We start from the raw sequence: 21,454 nt of genomic DNA, 5'->3' as shown, positions 1-21,454 counted from the left end.
TTCCTTACTTTCCTTGTATTCCTTACCAAGAAAAAAGCAAGCGAAAACGAGGGCACCTCCCCCGGTTAGAGCATTTTTTCGTTGAGCTGCGCGTTGGTGATAATGGTAATGACTTTATCCCGCGCCGCCGTGTCGCCCTCACGGGCCTTCCTGGCGATGGATAGAGCCTCGCGCAGTTGGCCTGCCGTGAAGTCGCAGGAAGGAAAGCGGATGCCCGCCAGAACATAGGTGGGCGTAATGCTGATGCGTCCATACCCCGCGAGAATGTCTTCATTGACGATCGTAGTGGCGCTGTCGGCAAGTGCTTCGCCAAAACTTTCAGCGGGAATGGCCGCTTCCTGAAAGGCCAGCAGGAGCGAGGCTTCATAGGGCACGGGAATGCCCAGGGCCGTCTGCGGCAGCACCTTGTCCCAGAAGAGGTTGGCCGCGTTGGCAGAGAACTTTTTGAGAGCCTCGTAGCTCAGAGCCTTTTTGAGGGATTCGCCGTATTGGTCAGTCGGAATATGCCGCACCACAATACACATATCCGGCACGGCTCGTTGGGCTTGCAGCGGTTCGCGGATGCCGCAATAGGAGCATTCAAGATTGACCCAATACTCCACAAGATCGCCCTGAAAGTCTTTTGCAGACCGCCCGTCCAGGCATTGACGGTCAGCCAGGGTTTCAAAGGGATTATAGGGAAGAGCCAAGTCTTTGCCCACTTCGGCCCGGACTTTGGCTTCCACGGCAACGCGATCCGACATGGGCGTTCCGGCATGAGCCATATACACAGGCAAGAACAACAACGTGCTAACGACAATTGCAAAAATGTTATGCTGCCACATCATAGGAAACCTCCTGTCCAAGTTGGATAAGTTGCGGCACACGGAGCTGCGCCATTTTGAGTGAAGGGTTGGCGTAGAACATGTCTCCGCGCACCACCTGCCCGGAGAAGATGAAATGCGCCTCACCCTCGATCTGTTCCTGAAGATCGCGTAAATCCACGCGGTCTTCTTTTTCTATGGTGGTATTCATGGTGTCGGCGTAGACGGAGCCGGACTTGTCGTTGACCGAGAAGCCGGAGCTGCGCACCACCGTGCCTTGCCCGGCCTGGCCGCGTATCAGCTCCCAGGTCTTTTCAGCGTCTTGCAGCTTCATGAATATTTTTATGGATGTGTTGGCCACCATCTGTTGTGCGCCTTTCTTGTCCGCCTCCAGAATGCCCGCGTAATCCTGACTGGCCACAATGGCCGCAATGCCAAGGCCACGCCCCTGCGTCAGCACCACTTCAAAGCCCGGCGTCACGATGGCCGCGTATTCGTCCACGATGCACAGATACGGCCCGATGCCGATGGTGTCCGTAGGCAGGGCTTCCAGCACATCAGCGGCGTCACCTTCAATCTGCGCCCCCAGCCCCACGGCGCAGGCATTACGGATAGCCGACAGGCTGATTTTGCCGAGGCTCGCCAGTTCCGCAGGCGCTTTTTCCAGCGAAGGCAATAAAACTACGAGGATGCGCCGCTGCATGATGGCGTCCGCGAAATCGACCTCGCCGTCTTCCGCACCGTAGATATGGCTGTAGGTATCTGTCAGGCTGGACAGCGCCTTGCCGAAGTAGGATTGGGCATAGCCGAATTGCTCCGCAAACGAAGGAGGCTGATCCTTCAATTCCCGCCCGGCAATCCAGCCGGACGTGCCCAGGGCCGCTTTGATGGAGGCGCTCGATTCCGCGTCCAACTCAGGACGCAGAGCCAGTTCCACGCATTTTTCCAGAGCCAGGGCGTCGCGGATCACACTGGTGGAAAGCTTGAGCAATCCCTTGTCCCGCAAGTCCACCAGGGCATACATGACGCCGGAAATGAGGGCCTGCGCCTTGTCGGCAAAGATGCTGTTGGCCCCATCCGAAACGGGCATGAGCGACACCAGAAGTTGCGTCAGGGCTTCGGCGCTGCCGAAAGTGAAGGGATTGTTGGTGTTGGAGAGACGGCGCGGGGATTTACCCTTGACCTTGCCGCTTGTGCCGTAGTTGAGCACCCGGAAATCATCATCACGCCCCAGAAACCGCGCCATCTGCCAAATCTGCACGGCCAGCTTGGGGCTGGCTTTGGGGTCGATGTAGAAAAGGCCGCTGCCCGTGGCGAGGGCATTGTAGGCAAGCGAGACCAGAGTCTCCGTTTTGCCGGAGCCGGTGGTGCCGAAAAGCAGCGCATGGGTCAGAATATCCTTGGCCTTCAGCCACAGCTCTTTGCTGTCCTGCAAGCGATTGCCCAGAAAGAAAATGCCTTCGGGCTTGGCAAAGCCCCGTCTGCCGGGCAGGGGGTCGCCCCTATCCGTGCCGTACAAACCGAGCGGCATACGGAACGGCAGTCGTTCATTCCTCACACACAGACAGCGCAGGATAAAGAAGAACAAGCCAAGCCCGAACAGCGGCGTTGCCGCCACAGGGAAGGCAAACAGACACACTCCCGCCCCGAACACGCCGGAAGTCTGCACCGTGCCGTTTTTGAGGGCGTCCGCCAGTTGCTGCACCGGCGAACGCACATCGCGCAGCAGGGTTTTGCGTTCCTGAGCCTCTCTGTCTTCCAGACCGCGTACTTTCCGTTCGCTCATAGACAAGTCCTCAAAATTGTTCCTGGTACAAATTGGGGTCAATATTGGCATCATATGGGGGGTCAGGCTCCTCAGCCGCCGCCGTCACCACATCGCCCTCCACCTGCGCAGAATGAAGCACCCTGTCTGCCAGCCACCCCTGCGCGGCCAGTGTGTCCCGCAGGCGCTTCACGGCATGGGCCGTGCGCATTTCCCGTAGCGTCCTGCCCGCCTTTTCTTCCGCCGCGTAATGCGCCCAGGCGGCGAAACCCTCTGCCCAGGCCACCCGGCCACCGCACTGACTCAGCGCGTACCAGAGCCGGCGGTCACAAGGCCGCAGCCAAAGGAATTGCGAAGACGCCAGCACCCCCTTGCGGCGGGCCAGCGTGAGCAGGGCCATGAACCACGGCAGTTCAAAGGCGGCATGACGCTTGATAAGCGGATTGGCCAGCAGCCTTTTGTTGGCGTTCCAGACCCGCACCATGTTTTGCGTGAAGGCGGGCTGTTCCAGCACGAGGCAGGCCGGGGCCGGATTTTCTGTATAGGAGGCAGACACCGCATCCAGCAGGCTGAGGCACCCTTTCTTGTCGCCCACGGCATAGGCCAGAAAGGAAGCGGCCAGAACTTTACGTTCGCAGCTCAGTGCGCCAAAGCCTCGCAGCCTGTTGCCGAGCTGCGTAAGCAGTACCGCCCCAGCCTTTTCTTCATCCAGGTAGGCGTGACCCCAGGCCGGAAGGTCGGCATGGGCAAGGCCACGCCGCAACGCCTGTTCCGGGGTGAAGATCGTACCTTCGGTATCCAGCAGCAGGCCGTGCTCCAGAGCAAACTGCACGGGGCTGCGGGCAATGCGCCAGGGGCCGACATCATACGATTCCGGCGAGAGCAGATGTTTGCCGCGCCCCACGATGGGCCGCAGACATGCGAAGGATTCGGCATTGTGCTTGAGCAGGCTGTCCATGTTCAGGCGGCGGACAAGGCCTGCCGTTCTGCCCATGAAGATGGTCATCGCGCCGAGAGCCGTCAGCACCAGGACGTAGGGCCAGCGAATCCATTTGCCGCTGTAGCGCAGCACATTCATCACCTGATCCCAGGTCAGGGAGGCGGGGTCTGCCCGCGTGATACGTTCCAGAGCCTCTACCGCTTCCTCGGAAAACACCGTGAAGGCGCTGAGCTGCGCCTTTGCAAGGTCGAGCAGCGAGCTATTGATGCTGCCCGCCCTGGCCGCGTACCATGCGGGCAGCACAAGCAGCACGGCGACCATGAGGCAGACCAGGAGAAAGAAGGTATTGCCGGAATCTTCATGCTGGTTCTTCACCGCACACCTCCCGCCTTTGCCAGAAGGCCTGCCAGCCCCGCACGTTCCAGCCGGGCCAGATGCTTTCTGACCCGGCCAAGATAGGCCTCACGCAAATGAGGGGTGCGGGAATGGTACGCGCCCACGGCACCCCATATATTGCGGGTGCGGTCGTACTCTTTGCGCAAAATCCAGGCAGCGGCGTAGGCATTGGCGCAACCGTCGCGCAGCAACACGTCAGGAGCGAAGCCCGCCAAGAGTAATTCTTCAACGTGGCAGGTGTTCACCTGAAACGGCCCCATGTCCCAGGTGCCGTTGGTATTGCTGAGGGCTTCGCCGGTTTTGCCGCCTTCGGTCGCCAGAATGCCCACCAGTGCCGCCAGCGGCAGATTGTAGGCGTGGGCCGCGTCCACCACACACTCCCAGGTGAGCGGGCGCGCCACGGCAACAGCGACACGCGCCCGCCCTGCGGCGAAGCCCTGCTCCGGCAGGAGTAAAAAGACCATAGCAATATATATAACTATGTTGCTATGACATATATTTTCATAGGCGCTCATTTGATCTTCCGCAGCAGGCCGGAAACATCACTGCTGCCCGACACCTGAAAGGGGTTATTGCGGCCGATGGCACCTACGCTGGAGCGGGCTTCGCTCAAGACCTCGTTCATCTTGCTTTGGATCAGCGAATCCACCTGGCGGCACATGCCGTTGATGATGGAATCCATGCTGGGAATACTCACACCGAGCGAAAAGGCATCCCCGATGCTGGCAATGCTGCCCAGACAGTTGGAGAGCGGCCCCCGATCTTCTTCCGGGTCGGGCATGGTGGTGTTGTGGGTGTCTTTCACGCGGGCGTTGCGCTCTTTGATGGCTTCTGTGGCCGCGTTCTGGGTATCGCTGCACGAGGCCGCGAAACAGGGCACAGAGGTCAGCACAAGCATGAGGGTCAGGAGAAGAGCTTTCATTTCTTGCCGCCTTTTTGGGAAATCCCTTTCTTGTCAGTGAAGTCGGGTTTGCCGTCGTCAGCCACCTGATAGAGCTGCTTGCAGCCGGGATAGCCGGAACAGCCGAAGAACGCGCCTTTTGCGCTTTCACGACGTACCAGCGATTTGCCGCAGGCTTTACATTTGAATTTTGTGGGCGGAGTGTGTTTGCGGGCATCGCCGGGTTTGCCGTCCACATTGGCGTAGCTGGTGTTACATGCGCGGTCAGAGCAGGCAAAAAAATCATAGGTGCCGGAGCCGTCTTTGCGCTGCCCCTGCATATGCACAAGGGCTTTGCCGCAGGCATCGCAGGTGAAGTTTGTGAGTTTCGGAGCGTTGCGCTCTTGCCCAAGGTATTTTGCGGTGAAAGCCGTCACCTCGGACACAAGCCGAGCATGGGCTTTGTTCATCACCTCACGGTATGAGGCTTTGCCTCCGGCAATGGCGTCCAGGGAATCTTCCATCATCCGGGTGAAGTCGTAATCCAGAAAGGTGAAGACCCCGGCGAGCAAGTCCACAACCTTTTCCCCCAACAGCGTGGGTACGAGCTGCCGCTTTTCGACCCGGACGTATTCACGCTTCATGATGGTGTCCACAATGGCGGCGAAGGTGGCCGGGCGACCGATGCCCCGATTCTCCAGTTCACGAACCAGGCTGGCTTCGGAAAAGCGCGTGGGCGGCTTGGTCTTTTTGGTCAGGAGCTTGCCGCTGGCGGCGGTGACGTTTTCCCCCTGCGGCAACATGGGCACAGGATTGTCGGGAGCATCCGCTTCCCCTTCTTCATCCTGCGTGGCCGCGTCGGTAGCTATCAGCACCTTCCAGCCCTGCTCACGCAGGACGCGCCCTCTGGCCTCAAAAACAGCCTCTTTACCGTCCACATCTGCCCCCAGTCGCACGGTGCGCACGTCATAGACGGCATCGGCCAGTTGAGAGGCCAGCGTCCGCAGCCGGATGAGCCTGTACAAAGCCTGCTCGTCCGGGGGGTCCCCGGCCTCTTCCACGTCAATGTGCGTGGGGCGTATGGCTTCATGAGCTTCCTGAGCGCCATCCTTGGACTTCCAGGTGCGGGCCTTGTCCACCAGCGACCAGCCCTGCGCTTCGCAGAAGGCCCGGATTTCCGTCACGGCTTCCGCTGACAGATTGGGAGAATCCGTGCGCATATAGGTTATATGCCCGCCCTCATAGAGTTTCTGCGCCAACTGCATGGTCTGCTTGGGCGTGAGCTTGAGGGCATTGGAGGCAGCCTGTTGCAGACTGGACGTGGTGAACGGCGCGGGCGGAGCCGTGCGGCTTTCGGACTCCTTGCATTCCTTCACCGTGAGGGCACGCACGGCAGCGGCCCGGTCGGCCAGAGCGTTGTCCAGCAGGTATTCTTCCCCGGCTTGCAGCCAGGGCTTGGTGAGCCACGTTGCGCTCCAGCCGTCTGCGAACACCAACTCCGCGCCATAGTGGGTCACGGCCACAAAGTCCCTGATGGCCCGTTCGCGCTCCACCACCAACCGCACAGCCGGGCTTTGCACCCGCCCCGCTGAAAGGCGTTCATTGGCGGCACGGGAAAGCGGCCCACTGACGAGATAGCCGCAGAAACGGTCGAGAACGCGCCGGGCCTCCTGTGCGGCCACCAACGCCATATCCAGCGAGCGGGGATTCTTGATAGCCGCCTGAATGGCAGCAGCCGTGATCTCCCCACAGGTGACGCGCTTGGGGGTTTTCAACCGCAGGGCATCGGCAATGTGCCAGGCGATGGCCTCGCCTTCACGGTCGGGGTCTGTAGCCAGATAAACGGCAGAAGCCGAAGCCGCCAGACCCTTCAGGCGATTAAGCACTTCCTTGCCGCGTTCCGTGGGCAGATATTCCGGGGTAAAATCCGGCAGGCCAATGCCCAGTTCCCGCTCCGGCAAATCGCGCACATGGCCTACCGAGGCAACAACCTTCCAATCACTTCCCAGGAAGGACTGCACTTTCTTAACCTTGCCGGGGGATTCCAAAATGAGCAGATTCATGGTCACATCCTCATGCGCGTTGCAGGCGCTTCTGTTCCGGTGGGAGCCAGTGCGGCCCGGTTCTTTTCGTCCAGTTCCATGCTCAGCGTCTGGGCAAAAGAATCACACAGCGAGGCCAGCGACCGGGCCGTTGCGGCATCCTGCTTGAGGGCCATTTCCAGAAAATCGGGATTTTGAAGAATGATGCGGGCCTTGATCAGGGGGTTATCCGCTTCCTGAAAGGCAGCCGCCGACGCTTCGAACGACAACGGCGCTGGGCGGGGCATGGGATCGTCCGTGCTTCTGGCCGCAACCTGTTCCGCAGGCACGGGCATGTGCGCACCGCAGGCGGCATCACGCTGCACCTGATCAGCAATGAGGCCCGGCCAGTTTTCACTGCGCGGGAACCACTGGGCCTTGGGCTGCTCGCCCATTTCAAACTGGTGCATGATGGTCAGCACCTTGGCCGCTTCTGCCGCTGCCTGGAACACGGCCTTGGCATCGCCTCCTGAGAAGGTCTGATTCCACTTATTGATGTATGCGGAGGAATTGCTTTCCGGCATGGGCAGGTCAAACCGTGCCCCGGCCAGCATGGAGAACATTTCTGCCCGCATTTCTTCAAAAGCGTAGTTCTTGATGTTGGGGGTTTCTTTTTCCTTGCGGTTTTCCCGCATAGCGTGACCCGTGGCGTGGTATGTCTCATGCAGTTTGGATGCGTAGTATTCTTCCGTGCTGATGAAGCGCTCGGGAAAAGGCATTTTTACCGTATCAGCTTTCGGCTCGTAGTAGGCATCCCCCGTATGGTGCTCCACCGGAATGCCCGTGCAGGCGATGAATCGCTCCACAAAGTCATTACGTTCAATGGGCGTCATGGGTTGCGCCTGCTGTTCCTTGGGCGGAAAACCATCGATCTGTGCGGCGTTGAATACAGTGAACGGATAGAACAAGGTCATGCGCTGCACATCGGGCACGTCCAGCCCTTGTTCCTTTCGGGCGGCGAACTCCTTGATCTGCTTATCCGTAAGATATTCCCACTTGCCATCCTCTTTGACGATGAAAGTGATCTCTTCGGGCCGCAGGAGCTTGGTGCCCTTGACGCCTTTCTTCACCTTCATATCCCGCGCAGGATGATCAGCCTGAATTTGTTGAAATTGCTTAAACGTCATCCACCTGTCATCGTTGTAGCCGTTGACGATGCTGGTCAGCATGAGCTTGACCATGTTGGCCCCGCCGTACTCCCGGCCCGTGGTGGCGCAGAACGGCATCCCCAGGGGCTTGTCCGCCACCCAGGGCTTTTGCCATTTGCCCGCCGTCTCTGCGAGGGCCAGCATGTTTGCGGCAACAGAGTTGACGAACTCTTCCTGCACTTCCCGGCTGATCTGGAAGCGGTTTTTCTTTTCCGCAGTGTGTTCCTGGCTCATACGCCCTCCCGCACATCAACGATCACCGTATCCGGTTCTTCATGGGGAGAAAGGAAACCCGCTGCGATGGCATCCTCACGAGTCATGACAAAGGCTCCGGCGTCCAACTGCCGTTCAATGTCTTCAGGGGTAAGGACGACACGCTCCTTTTCCTTCAGGCGCACAGGTGCATCAAAAACGCTGTAAATGTTAGGCTTTTGTGAATCCATACTGGCCTCCATAGAAAATATTTTTATATTTTACATAGAAATATATGTTTATATGCTACCAGCGACAGCGTTGCCGCCAGTGCGCCTCGTGCTGTCGCGTCTCCCGCCGCCTGCCCATGAAGGCCACGCGCAAAGTACGGGCGCAGGCCAGCGGCGTCATGCCCGTGCGCTGCACAAGATAGAGGATGACGATTCCGGCCACTGCAACACAGGCCGTCCAGTACGCCCAGTGAAAGAGCCACAGGGCAAGGGGAAAGACTGCGCGAGCGTCCAGAATGAAGATTTTGGGACTGAGGGCGGTATCCCGCCAGAGCACATCGTGATTCATGATTGCGACTCCTTTGCCGGGTTTTTCCTTTCAGCAAGAATGGCCAAGTACTTGTCTCTGGCAATCTTGCCCGCCGCGTAGGCAATTTCTGCGGCGTCTTGAATACGCTGACCATGCTGCGCGATCAGGGTTTCACAAGTGCGGATAAGCCGTTCAGGTGGCGTTTCCAGCAGCTCCTCCCGAATCTCCGGCGTAAAGGCCAGATACTCGCGTAGTGCGGTGCGCCCCTTGCCGTCCGGCAAGGGCAAAAGGCGTTGCGACACCACCAGCCGCAAACAAGAAAGGAGAGTTGCCGAGACTTGCAACCGCTCTTCCACGGGAAAGACGTTGATGATGCGCGAAAGAGTTTCGGGCACCGAACGGGTATGCACGGTAGAATAGGCGGCCACGCCGATTTCTGCGCTTTCGATCATCCCCCGCAGCGTTTCCGGGTCGCGGCTTTCCCCGATGAGCACCACATCAGGGGCCGAACGGGTGGAGTTGCGTGTGGCGGTTTGAAACGACTGCAAATGTTCGGGGATGGTGCTTTGGGATACAGGCCCCCCCTGCTGAGGCAGATTGAGAAAGTCAAACTCGATGGGAGCCTCATAGGTGGTGACGTTGCGGCCCCCCTGCTCGATGATGTGCCGCAGAATGGCGGCCAGAAATGTGCTTTTGCCCGACCCCATGACGCCCGTCACCAGCACCAGGCCGTTATCCGGTATGGCGTGTTCCAGAATGGCAGACTCTACATGCAATTCATCCAGTGTGGGCGGCATGAGGGGCAGTGCTCGAAACACGACTTTTACCCCTGTGGAGTAGCCGTCAGCTACCGGTGTGGCGTTGCCGCGATACCGGCGACGCAGGCCGCGTCGCTCTTCCACCTGATAGGCAAAATCATAGTCGCGTTGACCGGATTTGATCATGGCCGCTACAGAGTTGTTCTTGGTCAGGCGTTCCAGAGCCAGCAGGAGTTCGTCAGCGGTAATGGGCCGACTGGACACGATGCGCCATGCACCGTGCAGACGCATCCAAGCAGGACTGCCGGAGCACAAAAGCAAATCCGACATACCCTCACGGGTAGCCCAGATGAGCAAGGCGTTGATGTCCGCGTGCTCCCAACGCAAAGGCGGTTCACTGGGGAAAAGGCCAGCAGGCGCGTTACTCATAGTTCACTTCCTGCGTGGGGTTGTCTGCGCGGCATTGTCGGGTGTGAAGGCTGATGGCGCGGTAATGCGGTAAACCTTCTGCCCGATATGGAGCTTGCTGCCGTTGTCCGTGGTCTTCATGCCAAGGTCGGCGGAAGCCGTGTTGACCTGACTCAGCAGGTGCTGCGCGGTGAGCAGGTGGTAGAGCATGACCCCGCGATACTGCCGCGCCATGCGGGACACGTTGTCGGCATAAAGCTGATCCGCTTCCGTCAGGCCCTGCGCCCAGGCTTCGCGCACGGCAGCTCGCCAGATAGCGCGTTCCTTGTCGTTCTTGGGCATGACCGCAGGGTTGGGTTTTTCCGGCTCAGGGAAGCCGTCCGTCATCAGGAACTCGCGCCAGGTGGGCACGGTGGGTACATACCGGGCAGGGGCAAGCAATTCGTAGGAGGTGTTCGCAGTTGTGGCCGCATCCTCGGATTCAATGCGCATGGAGGCCTCGGCCCGCGTGAGCACGGGCGGCAGAATAAGCGCATCCCCCTGCGTCATGAGGAGCGGCGAGAAGTTGAAGGCCGCGTCCAGAGCGGCGCTGTGCCGTTCTGTAGCTGCCACAAGCTGCTTGTAGCGATACGCCATTGCCGCCTGAAACGTGACGGTCTGCGCGGCTTCGCGGATAGCGTTAGGGCGCATGAGGTTCACGGCGGTGACGTTAACCGGCTCGCCCTTCATTTCAAGCAGAGCGGCCAACTCTTCCGGTTCTCCCCGGCGCGGGCCGGAGGCCGTGTCCGCAGGCCGATAGACCGTGAGCGTCTGGCCCTCTTCCTGCGCCGGAGCCACAGAAACGGGTTTCGGAGGTGTTGCCGCGACATTTTCCAGGGGCGGCATGGGCACGAGGGGCGTGGGTTCTTGAGCTTCTTTCTTTGCAGCGCAGCCCCACAGACTCAGGAGCATAACCAGGAGCAGGCAGATACGGCGGCTCATGACTGACCCCCTGCTTTCTTGGTGCGGGCCAGGGTGATGACCCGGCCAATGGGATCAACACGCACCACCGCCTGCGGCTGCACCTGCCAGGCGATGTCTTCCAGCAGCACATGGGCCGGGCGGTTCAGCCCGCGCACCACAACCGTGAGGGTCTGTGTCGAAGGGGTGCCCGTCTCCTGATAGCGGTAGCCGAGTTGCAGGCAGAGTTCTTTGAGAGCGCCTTCGGCAGGGCCAGTCCACGAGATGGACACCGACTGACTGAGAGAGGGGTCGGCGGGTGGCAACAGAGGTTGCAGGCCCTGACCGCGCAGTTTTGCCAGCATGGCAAGTTCGCCGTGGGCGGTCTGCGCCGCATCGCCCAGCGTGACAGCCACAAAGTCACCGGGATTTGCCGCGTCCGGCACAGCAGCCTTTTTTGCGCATCCCGCAAGGGCAAGGATGCAGAGGAAGAAGGCACATCGTTTCATAGAAATTCGCTCCTTTCCGTTATGGTTCATATAAATATATTTTTATATATTTATATTTTTGCTATTGAACATATATTTATATAATGCTATATCTTTTGCGCCACATCCACACTGACGCATCAGGAGGTTCTTCATGCGCTGCATCGTCATCGCCAACAAAAAGGGGGGCGTGGGCAAAACGACCACCACCCAGAACTTGACCGCAGCCCTGGCCGCCCACGGCAAGAAAGTGCTGGCCGTGGACATGGACGCGCAGGCCAACCTGACCCGCGCCTGGGGCAAGGGAAATGAGGGCAAAAGCATTCTGGATGTGCTGCGTGGCAAGGCGAGTTGGCAGGACATTGCGTTGCCGGTGGAAAAAGGCGCGGCGGGCGGCTGCGTTCTGCTGGCTCCAGCCAATCGGCAGCTTGCGGCCATGCCGGAAGTCTTTGCGCAGGAAATTGGCAAGGAATTGCTGCTGAAAGAAGCTCTGGAACGGGTGCAGGGCATGTTTGACGTGGCGCTCATCGACAGCCCGCCCTCGCTGGACTTGCTGGCCATCAACACCTATGCGGCGGCGGACGCCGTGCTCATCCCAGTGCAGACGGAGTTCCATTCGCTGGAAGGTCTCGCGCTCATGCAGGACGATCTGGAACGGGTGCGCCGCCGCTTGAACCCCAATCTGGCGGTGCTTGGCATTGTCCCGACCTTTGTTGACCGCAGAAAGCGGCTGTGCCGTGACGTTCTGGACGTGCTGGCCGAAAAGCACAGCACCGATCTCATGCAGGCCGTCATCCGTGACAACGTGACGCTGGCCGAAGCGCCCAGCCACGGCCAGAGTGTCTTTGTCTATGACCCCAAATCCTACGGGGCGCAGGATTACGCCGCCCTTGGCAGTGAAGTGATAACCCGATTGGAGGCCCGTTATGGCGCGTAAGAAAGGTGGTCTGGGACAGGCCACAACCGTAGAACCGCAGGAAGATTTGCTGGACAGCGTATTCGGAGCGTCAAAGCAAAAGCCGGAGACAGACACACCCCCGCCCCCCGCAGCAGCGGCGGGCAAAGGCAAAGAAGCTCCCAAAGGCAAGGAAAACCGCGTGGGCAAATACTTTCTCATTGACCGCGACCTTGCCAAAGCCCTGAAGCTCTTTGCTGTGCAGAACGACATGAAGGAAATCGCCGTCATCGAAGCCTCCCTACGGGCGTTCCTGGGTAAAACCGACGAGTGAGCACAGCCAGCTTGTGAAGGGCTGAAAGCAACGATTTTTCAGCACGGCCACGCGCCAGCAGGTGGTGAGGATGCCGAAAAAGCACGGCGGCGCGACCAGGGCCACGGCCAGCCATACGGCAGGCCGCTGCGTGAGCAGCGCCGCGCCCAGACAGACCAGCACCGGCAGAATGAACACCACCAGGCGCAACCGTAGTTCTCGCAGTACAGCGGGAAGTTGCGCCACATCCGCAATCCCCCAGGCTGTGAGCATCTGTGCGAAGTCCTCTTCCAGAGCCTTTTGCTCTTCCGGGGTGCGCTCTGCCCTGAAATGACGCAGGCGGCTCTGTAAATCCCCGCGCAAGGCCGAAAGGTGTGTACTGGTGGGCGCAATTCGCGCCCGAAGGGCTTCTTTGGCGTTCTCAAACATGGCTAACTCCTGAAATTGTGTTCAGAGAGGTCAGGTTTCGGCTTGCTGCCAAGCACGGTATTGCGCAGGCCCCGCGCCCCGTCCGCGCCGGACGAGACCGCGTTGGTGGAACCCACAAACACGCCCTTGACCCCGCTCTGGTCTTCTTTTTCACCCAGGGAATGGAATTGCTGGCCGATCCAGTTGGTCACATGCTCCGGCAGGTAGTGGATAAGGCTGAAGAATTTGTTGGCCGTCATGATCACCACGATGCCGAGGATCACCAGCATGGAAATGGTGCCCGTGAGGCCGATGACCTTGGCTTGTGAAGTGCCCGCAATGAACATCTCGAAACTGGCCCCGATGAGCCGCCCCAGCACGTTGAGCAGGATCACGGCGCAGAAAAACCCGGCCACCATGAGCGGCGGGCGAATGATGATGCCGAGCAGCAAGAGATACCCGCGCTTGCCGTGCTGCCCGGCTGCCCCTTCTCCTTCGGGCAGGGCATGGGCGCACAGCCACAGCGGCGCGGCCACGAGCGATTCCACAATGAGAATCACCCAGCCCGCCAGGGCGGCAATCCAGCGGATAAAGGGAATGGCCGGAAGGTAATAGGCCAGCGCCAGGCCGTAGAGCAGCAGCGGCAAGAAGACGGAGAACAGAACGAAAGAAATATACTTGTCCAGATTGGGCACAGCCTTGCCGATAAAGGGAATAGCCTTGCTCATAGAATGCGCCACATCAAGGCCGCCCAGAGCTGCGGCCAGCCCCCAGGCCGTGCCGATGAGGTAATCCCCCACGTTGGACACGGCCATGATGGGGTCGTTGGTGGAGAGCTTTTCCACCGCAATGGGCAGGATATTGGCGCTCACAAGATTGTTCAGCGTAGCCCGCAGCCAGTTGCCGACTTCGCTCAGTGTCCGGTTTTCATCCGTCACCGCAGGATGCGCCGTGGTGTCCGAGATGCCGCGCCGCGTGGTGTAGGCCGTCTTGATGTAGTTGGCCACGCGCTCTTTGACGGCCTCGTAATCCTGCAAGCCGTAGTTCATGGCGAGCAGTTCGGACTCCGTGTATTCTCTGGGGGCATACGAAATGCCCGAATACATGGCTTCGCGCACTTCCTGATTGATCCAGGCGATTGACCAGTAGGACGAACCGGCGATAAACCAGCCGTACTGCTTGGATATGTCCTGAAAGTCCTGCAATTTGTTCTTGAGCTGCCCCTGTTTGGCGTAGCTTTGCAAGGAGGACAGAATGGTGGCGTTGATGCTGTTGGCCGCAGAGTGCAAAGCCAACGGGTCAATGGCGTCGGCGGGCGTATCCGGGTTGGCAAGCTGGCTTGCCACACTGGAGAGCGACGACACCGCCGTGCCTACGGCATTGACCTTGCCCCGGCACAGCGCATCACCTTCGTCCACGCACTCCACCATGATGGAGCCGGTGTTGCCGTTGAAGGTGAAGCGGTACTCGCCGCCAGAGCGAATCCAGTTGCCGCTGTACTTCCATTGACCGCCCGGCGAGACATTCATGCCCCGGCGCTCGTTCAGGTAATACTGCATGGTCAGCGATTCCAGCGAACCGTTGGCAATGGCGGCATAGTGGGTCACGTTCTGGTCGGGAGCCTGCACGGTGATCTGCCCGCCGTGCTCCACAAAGTAGTTGGTGCCCAGCTCCCAGACGAAATTGCCCAGGTTGATGGAAAAGCCGATGCAGGCCAGAATCGCCACCTGAAAGAAACTCAGCCCCTTGAATATGGGTGCCAGCGCCCCCATTGCCCCCACAAAGCGCAGCGGCATCCATAAGGAGCTGTAGCGTTTGCCAAATGGCGTACCCTCATGCGCCGTGCCCGCCACGGCCATTGCCAGCACCCAGAGAAAGAGCGCCGAAATGGTCGCCAGCGCCACGATGTTGAATGCGCTGAACAGTTGCAGCATGAGTTCCGCAGCTTGCGAGCCGCCAAGCCCCTGGCCCCAGGCGTCCCAGCCTTGTCCCAGCAGGGTGTCCAAAAACTGCTTGCTGGCGTCACTTTTGAGCAGCACCTCAGAGGTTGCGGGAATATCAGATGAGGCCATGCTGTGTTCCTCCGTTGCTGCGTGGAAGGGTATTGACAAGATTAATTGCTATTGATATTAATATTGCTATCAACAGAGGAGGACGACCATGCAACTGCTGCTTCATATCCCCGACCCCATTGCGGAACGCTTCAAGCAGACCGTGCCTGCCCGCCAGCGAAGCGCCTATGTGGCGGATTTGCTCGAAAAGGCTTTGCCCGTGGAAAACGACCCGCTGTACCTCATTGCGCTTGAGGTTGAGCAGGACGCCGTGCTCAACGCCGAAATGCAGGAGTGGCGCGACGCCCTGATGACTGACGGCATTCGCGGCGAAGAAGTCGGAGGCGCACATGCAGCGCGGTGAAGTCTGGTGGGTAAACTTCGACCCGTCCCAGGGGATGGAGATACAAAAATGCCGCCCTGCCGTGATCCTCACGGTCAACGCGCTCAACAAAGCCAGGGGTACGGTCGTGGTGGTGCCGCTTTCCACTTCGGCCAAGCCCCGCCCGCCCATCGTGGTGCCTCTTGACTCCGCAGGGGCTGGCTCTGTGGCTGTGTGCGACCAGCTTTGCGCGGCAGACAAAAAACGCTTTGGCAAAAAGCTCTGCGATCTTTCCGCCGCCGACCTGGCCACGTTGACCGAATCCATGAAGATTGTGCTGGGCCTCATGTAGCCCGTGTGCATTGTCGTCATTACCAAACACCTATTGCTGCGCCCCGATCATGCGGGTGTACAGGTCGGTCATTTCCCTGCCGGTGGTGCCGTCCATGCGCGTCAGGTAATCCAGCGCCGTGGTGAAACTCAGGCGGTCAAGAAACTCGTTGTTCTTGCGGGTCAGTTCGATCTGAATGGCCTGCATCATCACCAGTTCCCGCAAAAGCCCCGCCTCCGTGGCTGCTGTGACCTGCGTGAACCAGTTGGGATTGCCGAGCCGCATCTGACTGAGCAGCTTGTACAGCCCGGCCTCAGACATCTTGCCGTTGACAAGCCCCGGAGGGGTGCCGCTGCCGCCCGCCTCCTGCCACTGGCTTTGCGCCCAATTCGCCACGTCATCCGGCAGCGTGGGCGCGTGATAGGCCACATGGCTGTTGAGGCTTTCCATTGCCGCGGCAAGGCGTCCTTCATGAATTTTCCTGCCCACGGCATAGGTCTGGCCGGAGGGCGTGTCTTTTTGCGCGTCTGTGACCACGGGCAGAGGCCGGGGATTGGCAAGGGTCTTGATGGTCTCGTGCGCCTGGCCCACCTGATCCTCAGTGAGCGTTGCCTGTAGCGGAAAGAGTGAATCCACCATTTCCTGCTCCGTGGGGTGATCGTCAGCCAGCACCCGCCCCAGAAACTCCACCGGTTTTGTGTCCGGCCTGTTGGAATACTCCAACTGCTTGCCGCGCATGGTCTGATGCACCTGGCGTGACGCCTGCGCCCCAAGCTGCACCCCGGCCCCCAGCGCACTGGCCCCGCATAGCCCGGAGGGTTGCGCGGCCTTGCCGTACACATCTTCCGTGCGCGTGGCCTGGCCAGCCGTGGCCTGCCCCTTGATCATGGCGGCATTGCTTTCTTTCAGGCTGATGATGGCCCGCACGATGGTGGCGCTTTCGGTCTTGATGGTGCCGATGATGTTCTGCGCCGCCAGCAGAATCTCCGAGCGGATGGAAACGGCTTCCGCCGATGTGTTGATGTTCACGGATTGGATGGTTCCCATTTTCGCCATTGTGATCATGGCGTTGATGGAGCCACAGTCGCACCCTGCCGCCAGGGCCTGCACGGGCAGTAAAGCCAGCAGTGTCGCCAGAAAGAGCTTTTTCATACATTCCTCGCAATCTCGTTGACGATTTCCTGAATCACGTTGACCAGCACATCATCCGCGCTGCTCTGATCAGTGACCCGGCGACGGCGACGCTCCACTTCCGACTTGGCGGAGCCGCCCGGAAAACGCGCTGCCAGACGCCGCAATGCTTCGGAAGGTTCCATGCGTTTGTAGAGATGGTTACGAATGGCCACGTCTTCGGTGGTGGTGGAAAAGGCCCACAGCGGCTGCCCGCCGATGGTCAGACTGAGCACCAGTTGTGAGAGGCCCGCGCCGGTTCGGAACAGCCCCACAAGGTTGGAACCTGCCGGGCCGGGCTTGCCCAGATGCCCCAGGGCATAGCGACAGGCTCCGTTCAACGCAAAACGCTTTGCCAAATCTTCAATGCCCTTGTCCGTTCCGGCTCCCAGGATGAGAATGGTGGTGGCAAGCTCGATGATGATGTCGGGGATGTCGTCAATGGATTGCGTGTACAAGCCGATGGAAAGGTTCCATTTGCGTGATTCCCGCGCCATCGTGGTCATATCCGCTTCTAGCTGACCTGATACGGAGGTGTTCTTTGTCACGCGGTGCGCTTCATCGTAGCAAAGCCTTTTGGGGTCTTCCCGAATGGCTTCAATGCGTTCGGCGTGGTAGGCCTGATACTGCTCCGGCATCAGTTCCACATCCGCAGGCATGAGAAAAAAGCGACTGCCCAGCACATGCCGTGCCAGCATATACATGATGGCCGATTGCCTGTCCTGCAAATCCCCCCCGCGCGGTGCCACCTCATCGAGATCAAGGCTGACGATCTGGGCGTCCCCCAGGTCAAAGCGCGTCGGGTTTTTCAGCACCACATACGAGTCAGAGGCGTCCACCAACGCGGTTCTTGTCTTGTCACGGACACCCTGATCATAGCTGTAGATGATGCCCTGGTTCTGGGCGATCTGCGCTGCAACGTCGGCAAGTACGGGCACAGCATAACGTTGCGCCTGAATAGCTTCATGGACGTACCCCCGCACAAACAGTGCATCCACCACCTCCCACCATGTGGTGATAGCGTCCAGGGGCACTTTTTCTCGCAACAAAAGCTCATGTAAATCAGGCAGTATATTGGACTGGTACAATTTGGGCTTGTTGCCTTCAGAAAGTTCCAGATAGGCGCTGTCAATGGCCCGCATCATGATATTGGGCACACTTTCGGGAGGGGCGGTCTCTTTTACAGGCGTTGCCATCAACGACAGCAGGTTGGACAAAAACGCCTTGTGTGCGGGCAAAGGACACCGACAGCCCAGCGGCGTGTCAAAAGGATTGATGCAATACTCTTCCGTCATCCTGAGCCGGTGATAAGCGGCCAGGTGTTTTTTACCTTCGGGCAGATTTTCTTTGAGCAGCGTAATGAGGCCGGAACTGGATGGGCCAACGTCCACGATGGACACCCACGGCAGGCGCGAAAGCCCGGCCTGGGTCACAAAAGCGAAGTTCATGGCGTTAAGAAAGACCGACTTGCCGCCGCCCATCGGAGCCACACCAAGATCAATCCACGCAGCCTGTTCTGACGAATTTGGGGCAAAGGGAATGAGCTTGCCGTCCAAAGTACGCAGCAGAAGACTCCCTTCTTTCCAGGGAGAGGCCGCACGTTGCGGCAACATGCCAATGGCGTCATCAAGCGGCGCTGCCGTAACCGGAGCCGGACTTGAAGGCATCATGCCGGGCACCGTGGCCGTCAGCCCCAGCAGAGGATCGCCTATGGATTCTGTCACATCCGTGGTGCCCCAGCCCTGAACTGCCTTGGTCAGCTCCGCCATGCGCCGACGCAGCAAACCGTGCGCCTGCGGCACCGGCAGGTTTATACAGGAAGCCCAGGTACAGAACATGATGCGAAAGCGAATGCAGCACATTCCCTCCAAGTCCAAGGCCCGCAAGCCTTCCAGAGCTTTGTTGAAGCGCTTGTTGTCCGTGCTGGCAAACGCCAGCACAGCAGACAGCAGCGGCTTGAGGCCCAAAAAAAGCCCACCCGGCTCCAGCAGAAAAGCCACGCGATACGGCATGCGTTCGTCCCGCCTAGCCAACACTCTGAAAAATTCCTGAAATGGCTTGGGGGTTTGGGGCATGAGTGTCATGACGAGCGGCCCATACAACCGATCTCCTACCTGAAGAGCACTGCGCGAAAGCATGTGTCCCTCACGCGGCCAGAGCTGTGTCTTGAAATCCGGGTAAATGACGTTGTGCAGCATGGCTGATGCCGGAGCGTCCGCATCGGGCAGGCGCAGGGGCAACGGGTCGCCGGGAATACGCGCCTGCCAATCCAGACTGGTGAAGTCCGGGTCAATGCACACGCGAATATCCCGCAAAGCTTCATGAGGCGTCAGCGGATAGGTTAACAGCTCCACCTGCTTGAAAGCATCCAACACGCCGGTCACAAAGCCGTTGTGCGCGTCGTGCAGGGCGGCAATGCCCGCAGCAATCTGCTGGCAACCCGGTTGCATGGGGGCTTTACGCATGGAAACCATGCGCTCTTTGAGGGCTGTTTTGCGGAGACTTTCTGCCAGCACACCAGGCCGCGTCCACAAAACCAGCCAGCAGGTCTCCATCGAGCAATAGCGTTGCAACGCTTGACCCCAGTTTTCCAGTAAGGGGCCAATGTCCAGACCAAGGTTTTGCGCGGTACGGCGCGAGGGCAACAGCATTTCACGGATGCGCCCCTCGCTGGCCTCCGGGTCATATTCAAACACCACCTGAATGCAGTGGCCGGGACGCGAGAGCGTGGATTGCAGCTTTTCCGTTAGGCCAAGCATGATGGTTTTGTGCTCGGCAAGGCCCACCTGCTTGAGCGCCCCTTCCAGCCGCAAGACGGTGATGAGGCTGCCGTCGTCGGCCACCAGGGCACCTCTGTCCACGGTTTCCAGCTTGCAATACGACCCCGCAGGCCCGTAAAAGGTCTCGGACAGAGCACGAAGACCACGATCAACGCCGTGTACGAGGGTATCCAGCATCAGCCGTCCCCCCTTTTCAGCACAACTTGCTGAATGACCACCCCGCGAGGCGTGAGCACGGTAGAGGCCCGCGCCACCAGCACGGTCGCCATGAGGCGCTGGGTGCTTTCTACTCCCTGGCTGGATTCGTAGGACACGATGAGCGGGAACTCGACCTTCCAGGTCATTTTGCCACCCACAAGGCCCGATGCGGTGATGACCGGCGCTCGTGTGACCACGGCAGACACGGAAAGGCGTTTCTCCTTGATCATGTCCAGAATGCCGGAGCTGCCCAGCGAGGCCAGAAAGGACTTGAAGGCCGTATCGTCAAAGTTCTCCCGCACGTTGGAGAGCTTCTCGCGCCATTCGAGAAAGTCCAGCGACACGGCGTTGCTGATGGTCTCCGTCACCCAATTCAGGAGGCCCTGTTGCGTGAGCACGGGCTTGTCCAGAGGGATGAGCGGAGCCAGGCGCAAATCGGGCGTGGCCGCGAAATAGCGCGGCGTGGGCTGTTTCAGGATGAGCAGCACAACGACCGCAATGCAGACAAGCAGCAGAAGCACCAGCCCCACCGCCAGCTTCATGGCCCGCTGATACTGCGAGCGATACCAGCCAAGCCCGCCGATGATGGTTTCGGCGTTGTAGGCCGGAGGCGCATCCGGGGAAGGATTTTCCACAACATCAGTCGGTGCTGTCGTTCCTTCCGCATCCACCGTCGCAAGCTCCGGCAAGGGCTTCTTCTTTTTGAACCAGTTCATACGCCCTCCTGCTTACCGCAGCCCAAGTTCATCAAGGCCCGTGGTCTGGTCAGTGCCGAAGAGCGTGGCGGAACCGGAGCCGAGAAACTCCCCAATGCCGAGCGCCAGAGCGCCGATCACGACCTTAGCGATGCCCGGCGCGTAGTTGCCCGACTGGCCGGACTGGCTTTTGCTGGCCTTGTACATATCAATGCAACCCCACACGCCCATGCCCGCACCAGAGGCAAAGCCCACCATTGTGACGCCCTTGGCTACCCCCTTGGCGCTGTCGGCCACGTTCTGGCCGATGTCGCCAAAGGTCACGGCAGCCTGTGCCAGTTCCGGCGCAAAGAGCCACACAGCGGCGGCAGCCAGGGCCGCAGCGGTCAGACGGACAGGGGACACCGAAGTGAGAGAAAAACGGGTGTTCATAGAATCCTCCTTCATTACCCGATGATTTTGGCAATGGTTGTCTGCACATCACCGCCCAGTGTGGCCCCGATGCCGCGCAGGAAGGTGACGAGGTTCACAGCGATGATGCCGCCGAACAGATGCACGATGCAGCGGCTCAGGTTCATGGATTGATTGGGCGTGTCCCGCAGCAGGCACAGGCCTCGGATGATGCCGATGACTCCCACCGTGGCGATGCCGTAAACAGCGAACTGGATGTAGACCGCGCCGGGCGAAGCCGGAGGCGAATAGCTCAGGGTCTGTTCCGAGGTCTGGTTGAAGACGGTCATGGCGAGAGAATCCATGAGCGCGGGGATGTTCAGCAAAAGCACGGCAGCCCACAGCGTCCACACGGCTGTGGAACGGCTGAAGCGGTGCTTGTGGCTGACGCTTTGTGCCAGCGAGACCATCGCAAAGCCGATGCCCACAAGGTAGGCCAGCACAATGATCACGGGCCACCATTGTTGCAGGTGCGGAATGACGTTGGCGACGTAATTTTCCAT

23 protein-coding genes are annotated in these 21,454 nt (G+C 59.5%); 4 read left to right on the top strand and 19 right to left on the bottom strand.

Annotation, left to right across the window (positions count from 1 at the left end; all coding sequences use genetic code 11):
- Positions 1-65 precede the first annotated feature (65 nt).
- From DESU86_RS13245 to DESU86_RS13190, 12 genes are all read right to left on the bottom strand, one after another.
- Positions 66-743: a hypothetical protein gene (locus tag DESU86_RS13245; RefSeq protein ID WP_179981462.1), complete on the bottom strand. Its 678-nt coding sequence runs from the start codon at positions 741-743 to the stop codon at positions 66-68.
- Positions 744-810: 67 nt separating this feature from the next.
- Positions 811-2,589: a type IV secretory system conjugative DNA transfer family protein gene (locus tag DESU86_RS13240; RefSeq protein ID WP_179981461.1), complete on the bottom strand. Its 1,779-nt coding sequence runs from the start codon at positions 2,587-2,589 to the stop codon at positions 811-813.
- 10 nt (positions 2,590-2,599) lie between these two features.
- Positions 2,600-3,883 (bottom strand): secretion/conjugation apparatus DotM-related subunit, encoded by a 1,284-nt coding sequence (locus DESU86_RS13235; protein ID WP_179981460.1) that lies wholly within the window; start codon positions 3,881-3,883, stop codon positions 2,600-2,602.
- A complete protein-coding gene (locus tag DESU86_RS13230; RefSeq protein WP_179981459.1) occupies positions 3,880-4,419 on the bottom strand; it encodes a lytic transglycosylase domain-containing protein in 540 nt (179 codons plus the stop codon). The genes DESU86_RS13235 and DESU86_RS13230 overlap by 4 nt, the downstream gene beginning before the upstream one ends.
- Positions 4,416-4,826 (bottom strand): hypothetical protein, encoded by a 411-nt coding sequence (locus DESU86_RS13225; protein ID WP_179981458.1) that lies wholly within the window; start codon positions 4,824-4,826, stop codon positions 4,416-4,418. Before DESU86_RS13225 ends, DESU86_RS13230 begins: the two co-directional genes overlap by 4 nt.
- A complete protein-coding gene (gene topA, locus DESU86_RS13220; protein WP_179981457.1) occupies positions 4,823-6,847 on the bottom strand; it encodes a type I DNA topoisomerase in 2,025 nt (674 codons plus the stop codon). Before topA ends, DESU86_RS13225 begins: the two co-directional genes overlap by 4 nt.
- A gap of 2 nt (positions 6,848-6,849) precedes the next feature.
- Positions 6,850-8,247 (bottom strand): zincin-like metallopeptidase domain-containing protein, encoded by a 1,398-nt coding sequence (locus tag DESU86_RS13215; protein WP_179981456.1) that lies wholly within the window; start codon positions 8,245-8,247, stop codon positions 6,850-6,852.
- Complete coding sequence (locus DESU86_RS13210) at positions 8,244-8,456, bottom strand: hypothetical protein (protein ID WP_179981455.1); 213 nt, start codon at positions 8,454-8,456, stop codon at positions 8,244-8,246. The genes DESU86_RS13215 and DESU86_RS13210 overlap by 4 nt, the downstream gene beginning before the upstream one ends.
- A gap of 55 nt (positions 8,457-8,511) precedes the next feature.
- The gene (gene icmT, locus DESU86_RS13205) at positions 8,512-8,784 is read right to left on the bottom strand and encodes an IcmT/TraK family protein (RefSeq protein WP_179981454.1); all 273 of its coding nucleotides are present in this window, start codon (positions 8,782-8,784) and stop codon (positions 8,512-8,514) included.
- Positions 8,781-9,932, bottom strand: a complete 1,152-nt coding sequence (locus DESU86_RS13200) for a type IV pilus twitching motility protein PilT (RefSeq protein WP_179981453.1) — start codon at positions 9,930-9,932, stop codon at positions 8,781-8,783. Before DESU86_RS13200 ends, icmT begins: the two co-directional genes overlap by 4 nt.
- A 3-nt stretch (positions 9,933-9,935) precedes the next feature.
- Complete coding sequence (locus DESU86_RS13195; protein WP_179981452.1) at positions 9,936-10,892, bottom strand: type IV secretory system conjugative DNA transfer family protein; 957 nt, start codon at positions 10,890-10,892, stop codon at positions 9,936-9,938.
- Positions 10,889-11,359 (bottom strand): DotD/TraH family lipoprotein, encoded by a 471-nt coding sequence (locus DESU86_RS13190; protein ID WP_179981451.1) that lies wholly within the window; start codon positions 11,357-11,359, stop codon positions 10,889-10,891. The genes DESU86_RS13195 and DESU86_RS13190 overlap by 4 nt, the downstream gene beginning before the upstream one ends.
- Before the next feature lie 133 nt (positions 11,360-11,492).
- Here DESU86_RS13190 and DESU86_RS13185 point away from each other — a divergent pair, with 133 nt between their 5' ends.
- A complete protein-coding gene (locus DESU86_RS13185; protein ID WP_179981450.1) occupies positions 11,493-12,275 on the top strand; it encodes a ParA family protein in 783 nt (260 codons plus the stop codon).
- Positions 12,265-12,567, top strand: coding sequence for a hypothetical protein (locus tag DESU86_RS13180; protein WP_179981449.1), 303 nt, complete (start codon positions 12,265-12,267; stop codon positions 12,565-12,567). The genes DESU86_RS13185 and DESU86_RS13180 overlap by 11 nt, the downstream gene beginning before the upstream one ends.
- Here DESU86_RS13180 and DESU86_RS13175 read toward each other — a convergent pair.
- Together DESU86_RS13175 and DESU86_RS13170 are read right to left on the bottom strand one after the other, a co-directional pair.
- Positions 12,535-12,975, bottom strand: a complete 441-nt coding sequence (locus DESU86_RS13175) for a hypothetical protein (protein ID WP_179981448.1) — start codon at positions 12,973-12,975, stop codon at positions 12,535-12,537. The genes DESU86_RS13180 and DESU86_RS13175 overlap by 33 nt on opposite strands.
- A 2-nt stretch (positions 12,976-12,977) precedes the next feature.
- Complete coding sequence (locus DESU86_RS13170) at positions 12,978-15,026, bottom strand: DotA/TraY family protein (RefSeq protein WP_179981447.1); 2,049 nt, start codon at positions 15,024-15,026, stop codon at positions 12,978-12,980.
- Between the two features lie 88 nt (positions 15,027-15,114).
- Here DESU86_RS13170 and DESU86_RS13165 point away from each other — a divergent pair, with 88 nt between their 5' ends.
- Complete coding sequence (locus DESU86_RS13165) at positions 15,115-15,369, top strand: hypothetical protein (protein ID WP_179981446.1); 255 nt, start codon at positions 15,115-15,117, stop codon at positions 15,367-15,369.
- On the top strand, positions 15,356-15,679 hold the full coding sequence (locus DESU86_RS13160) for a type II toxin-antitoxin system PemK/MazF family toxin (protein ID WP_179981445.1): 324 nt from the start codon (positions 15,356-15,358) through the stop codon (positions 15,677-15,679). The genes DESU86_RS13165 and DESU86_RS13160 overlap by 14 nt, the downstream gene beginning before the upstream one ends.
- 30 nt (positions 15,680-15,709) lie before the next feature.
- Here the strand turns inward: DESU86_RS13160 and DESU86_RS13155 are convergent, their stop codons facing one another.
- From DESU86_RS13155 to DESU86_RS13135, 5 genes are read right to left on the bottom strand one after another with little or no spacing between them, the layout of a single operon-like run.
- Positions 15,710-16,810, bottom strand: a complete 1,101-nt coding sequence (locus tag DESU86_RS13155; protein WP_179981444.1) for a hypothetical protein — start codon at positions 16,808-16,810, stop codon at positions 15,710-15,712.
- A complete protein-coding gene (locus tag DESU86_RS13150) occupies positions 16,807-19,785 on the bottom strand; it encodes a type IV secretion protein IcmB (RefSeq protein ID WP_179981443.1) in 2,979 nt (992 codons plus the stop codon). Before DESU86_RS13150 ends, DESU86_RS13155 begins: the two co-directional genes overlap by 4 nt.
- Positions 19,785-20,522: a DotI/IcmL/TraM family protein gene (locus tag DESU86_RS13145; protein WP_179981442.1), complete on the bottom strand. Its 738-nt coding sequence runs from the start codon at positions 20,520-20,522 to the stop codon at positions 19,785-19,787. The genes DESU86_RS13150 and DESU86_RS13145 overlap by 1 nt, the downstream gene beginning before the upstream one ends.
- A 12-nt stretch (positions 20,523-20,534) precedes the next feature.
- The gene (locus tag DESU86_RS13140; RefSeq protein ID WP_179981441.1) at positions 20,535-20,933 is read right to left on the bottom strand and encodes a hypothetical protein; all 399 of its coding nucleotides are present in this window, start codon (positions 20,931-20,933) and stop codon (positions 20,535-20,537) included.
- A gap of 14 nt (positions 20,934-20,947) precedes the next feature.
- Positions 20,948-21,454, bottom strand: a complete 507-nt coding sequence (locus tag DESU86_RS13135; protein WP_179981440.1) for a hypothetical protein — start codon at positions 21,452-21,454, stop codon at positions 20,948-20,950.

Source organism: Desulfovibrio sp. 86 (assembly GCF_902702915.1).
GTDB lineage: Bacteria > Desulfobacterota > Desulfovibrionia > Desulfovibrionales > Desulfovibrionaceae > Desulfovibrio.
This window is presented reverse-complemented; position numbering and strand designations above follow the sequence as displayed.

Bases quoted from the DNA above. Each gene is read 5' to 3' on its own strand.
- DESU86_RS13200 (WP_179981453.1), bottom strand. From the start codon at position 9,932: ATGAGTAACGCGCCTGCTGGCCTTTTCCCCAGTGAACCGCCTTTGCGT.
- DESU86_RS13175 (WP_179981448.1), bottom strand. From the start codon at position 12,975: ATGTTTGAGAACGCCAAAGAAGCCCTTCGGGCGCGAATTGCGCCCACC.
- topA (WP_179981457.1), bottom strand. From the start codon at position 6,847: ATGAATCTGCTCATTTTGGAATCCCCCGGCAAGGTTAAGAAAGTGCAG.
- DESU86_RS13165 (WP_179981446.1), top strand. From the start codon at position 15,115: ATGCAACTGCTGCTTCATATCCCCGACCCCATTGCGGAACGCTTCAAG.
- DESU86_RS13245 (WP_179981462.1), bottom strand. From the start codon at position 743: ATGTCGGATCGCGTTGCCGTGGAAGCCAAAGTCCGGGCCGAAGTGGGC.
- DESU86_RS13230 (WP_179981459.1), bottom strand. From the start codon at position 4,419: ATGAGCGCCTATGAAAATATATGTCATAGCAACATAGTTATATATATT.
- DESU86_RS13215 (WP_179981456.1), bottom strand. From the start codon at position 8,247: ATGAGCCAGGAACACACTGCGGAAAAGAAAAACCGCTTCCAGATCAGC.
- DESU86_RS13170 (WP_179981447.1), bottom strand. From the start codon at position 15,026: ATGGCCTCATCTGATATTCCCGCAACCTCTGAGGTGCTGCTCAAAAGT.
- DESU86_RS13210 (WP_179981455.1), bottom strand. From the start codon at position 8,456: ATGGATTCACAAAAGCCTAACATTTACAGCGTTTTTGATGCACCTGTG.
- DESU86_RS13240 (WP_179981461.1), bottom strand. From the start codon at position 2,589: ATGAGCGAACGGAAAGTACGCGGTCTGGAAGACAGAGAGGCTCAGGAA.
- DESU86_RS13135 (WP_179981440.1), bottom strand. From the start codon at position 21,454: ATGGAAAATTACGTCGCCAACGTCATTCCGCACCTGCAACAATGGTGG.
- DESU86_RS13150 (WP_179981443.1), bottom strand. From the start codon at position 19,785: ATGCTGGATACCCTCGTACACGGCGTTGATCGTGGTCTTCGTGCTCTG.
- DESU86_RS13225 (WP_179981458.1), bottom strand. From the start codon at position 4,826: ATGAAAGCTCTTCTCCTGACCCTCATGCTTGTGCTGACCTCTGTGCCC.
- DESU86_RS13140 (WP_179981441.1), bottom strand. From the start codon at position 20,933: ATGAACACCCGTTTTTCTCTCACTTCGGTGTCCCCTGTCCGTCTGACC.
- DESU86_RS13180 (WP_179981449.1), top strand. From the start codon at position 12,265: ATGGCGCGTAAGAAAGGTGGTCTGGGACAGGCCACAACCGTAGAACCG.
- DESU86_RS13190 (WP_179981451.1), bottom strand. From the start codon at position 11,359: ATGAAACGATGTGCCTTCTTCCTCTGCATCCTTGCCCTTGCGGGATGC.
- icmT (WP_179981454.1), bottom strand. From the start codon at position 8,784: ATGAATCACGATGTGCTCTGGCGGGATACCGCCCTCAGTCCCAAAATC.
- DESU86_RS13160 (WP_179981445.1), top strand. From the start codon at position 15,356: ATGCAGCGCGGTGAAGTCTGGTGGGTAAACTTCGACCCGTCCCAGGGG.
- DESU86_RS13185 (WP_179981450.1), top strand. From the start codon at position 11,493: ATGCGCTGCATCGTCATCGCCAACAAAAAGGGGGGCGTGGGCAAAACG.
- DESU86_RS13195 (WP_179981452.1), bottom strand. From the start codon at position 10,892: ATGAGCCGCCGTATCTGCCTGCTCCTGGTTATGCTCCTGAGTCTGTGG.
- DESU86_RS13155 (WP_179981444.1), bottom strand. From the start codon at position 16,810: ATGAAAAAGCTCTTTCTGGCGACACTGCTGGCTTTACTGCCCGTGCAG.
- DESU86_RS13145 (WP_179981442.1), bottom strand. From the start codon at position 20,522: ATGAACTGGTTCAAAAAGAAGAAGCCCTTGCCGGAGCTTGCGACGGTG.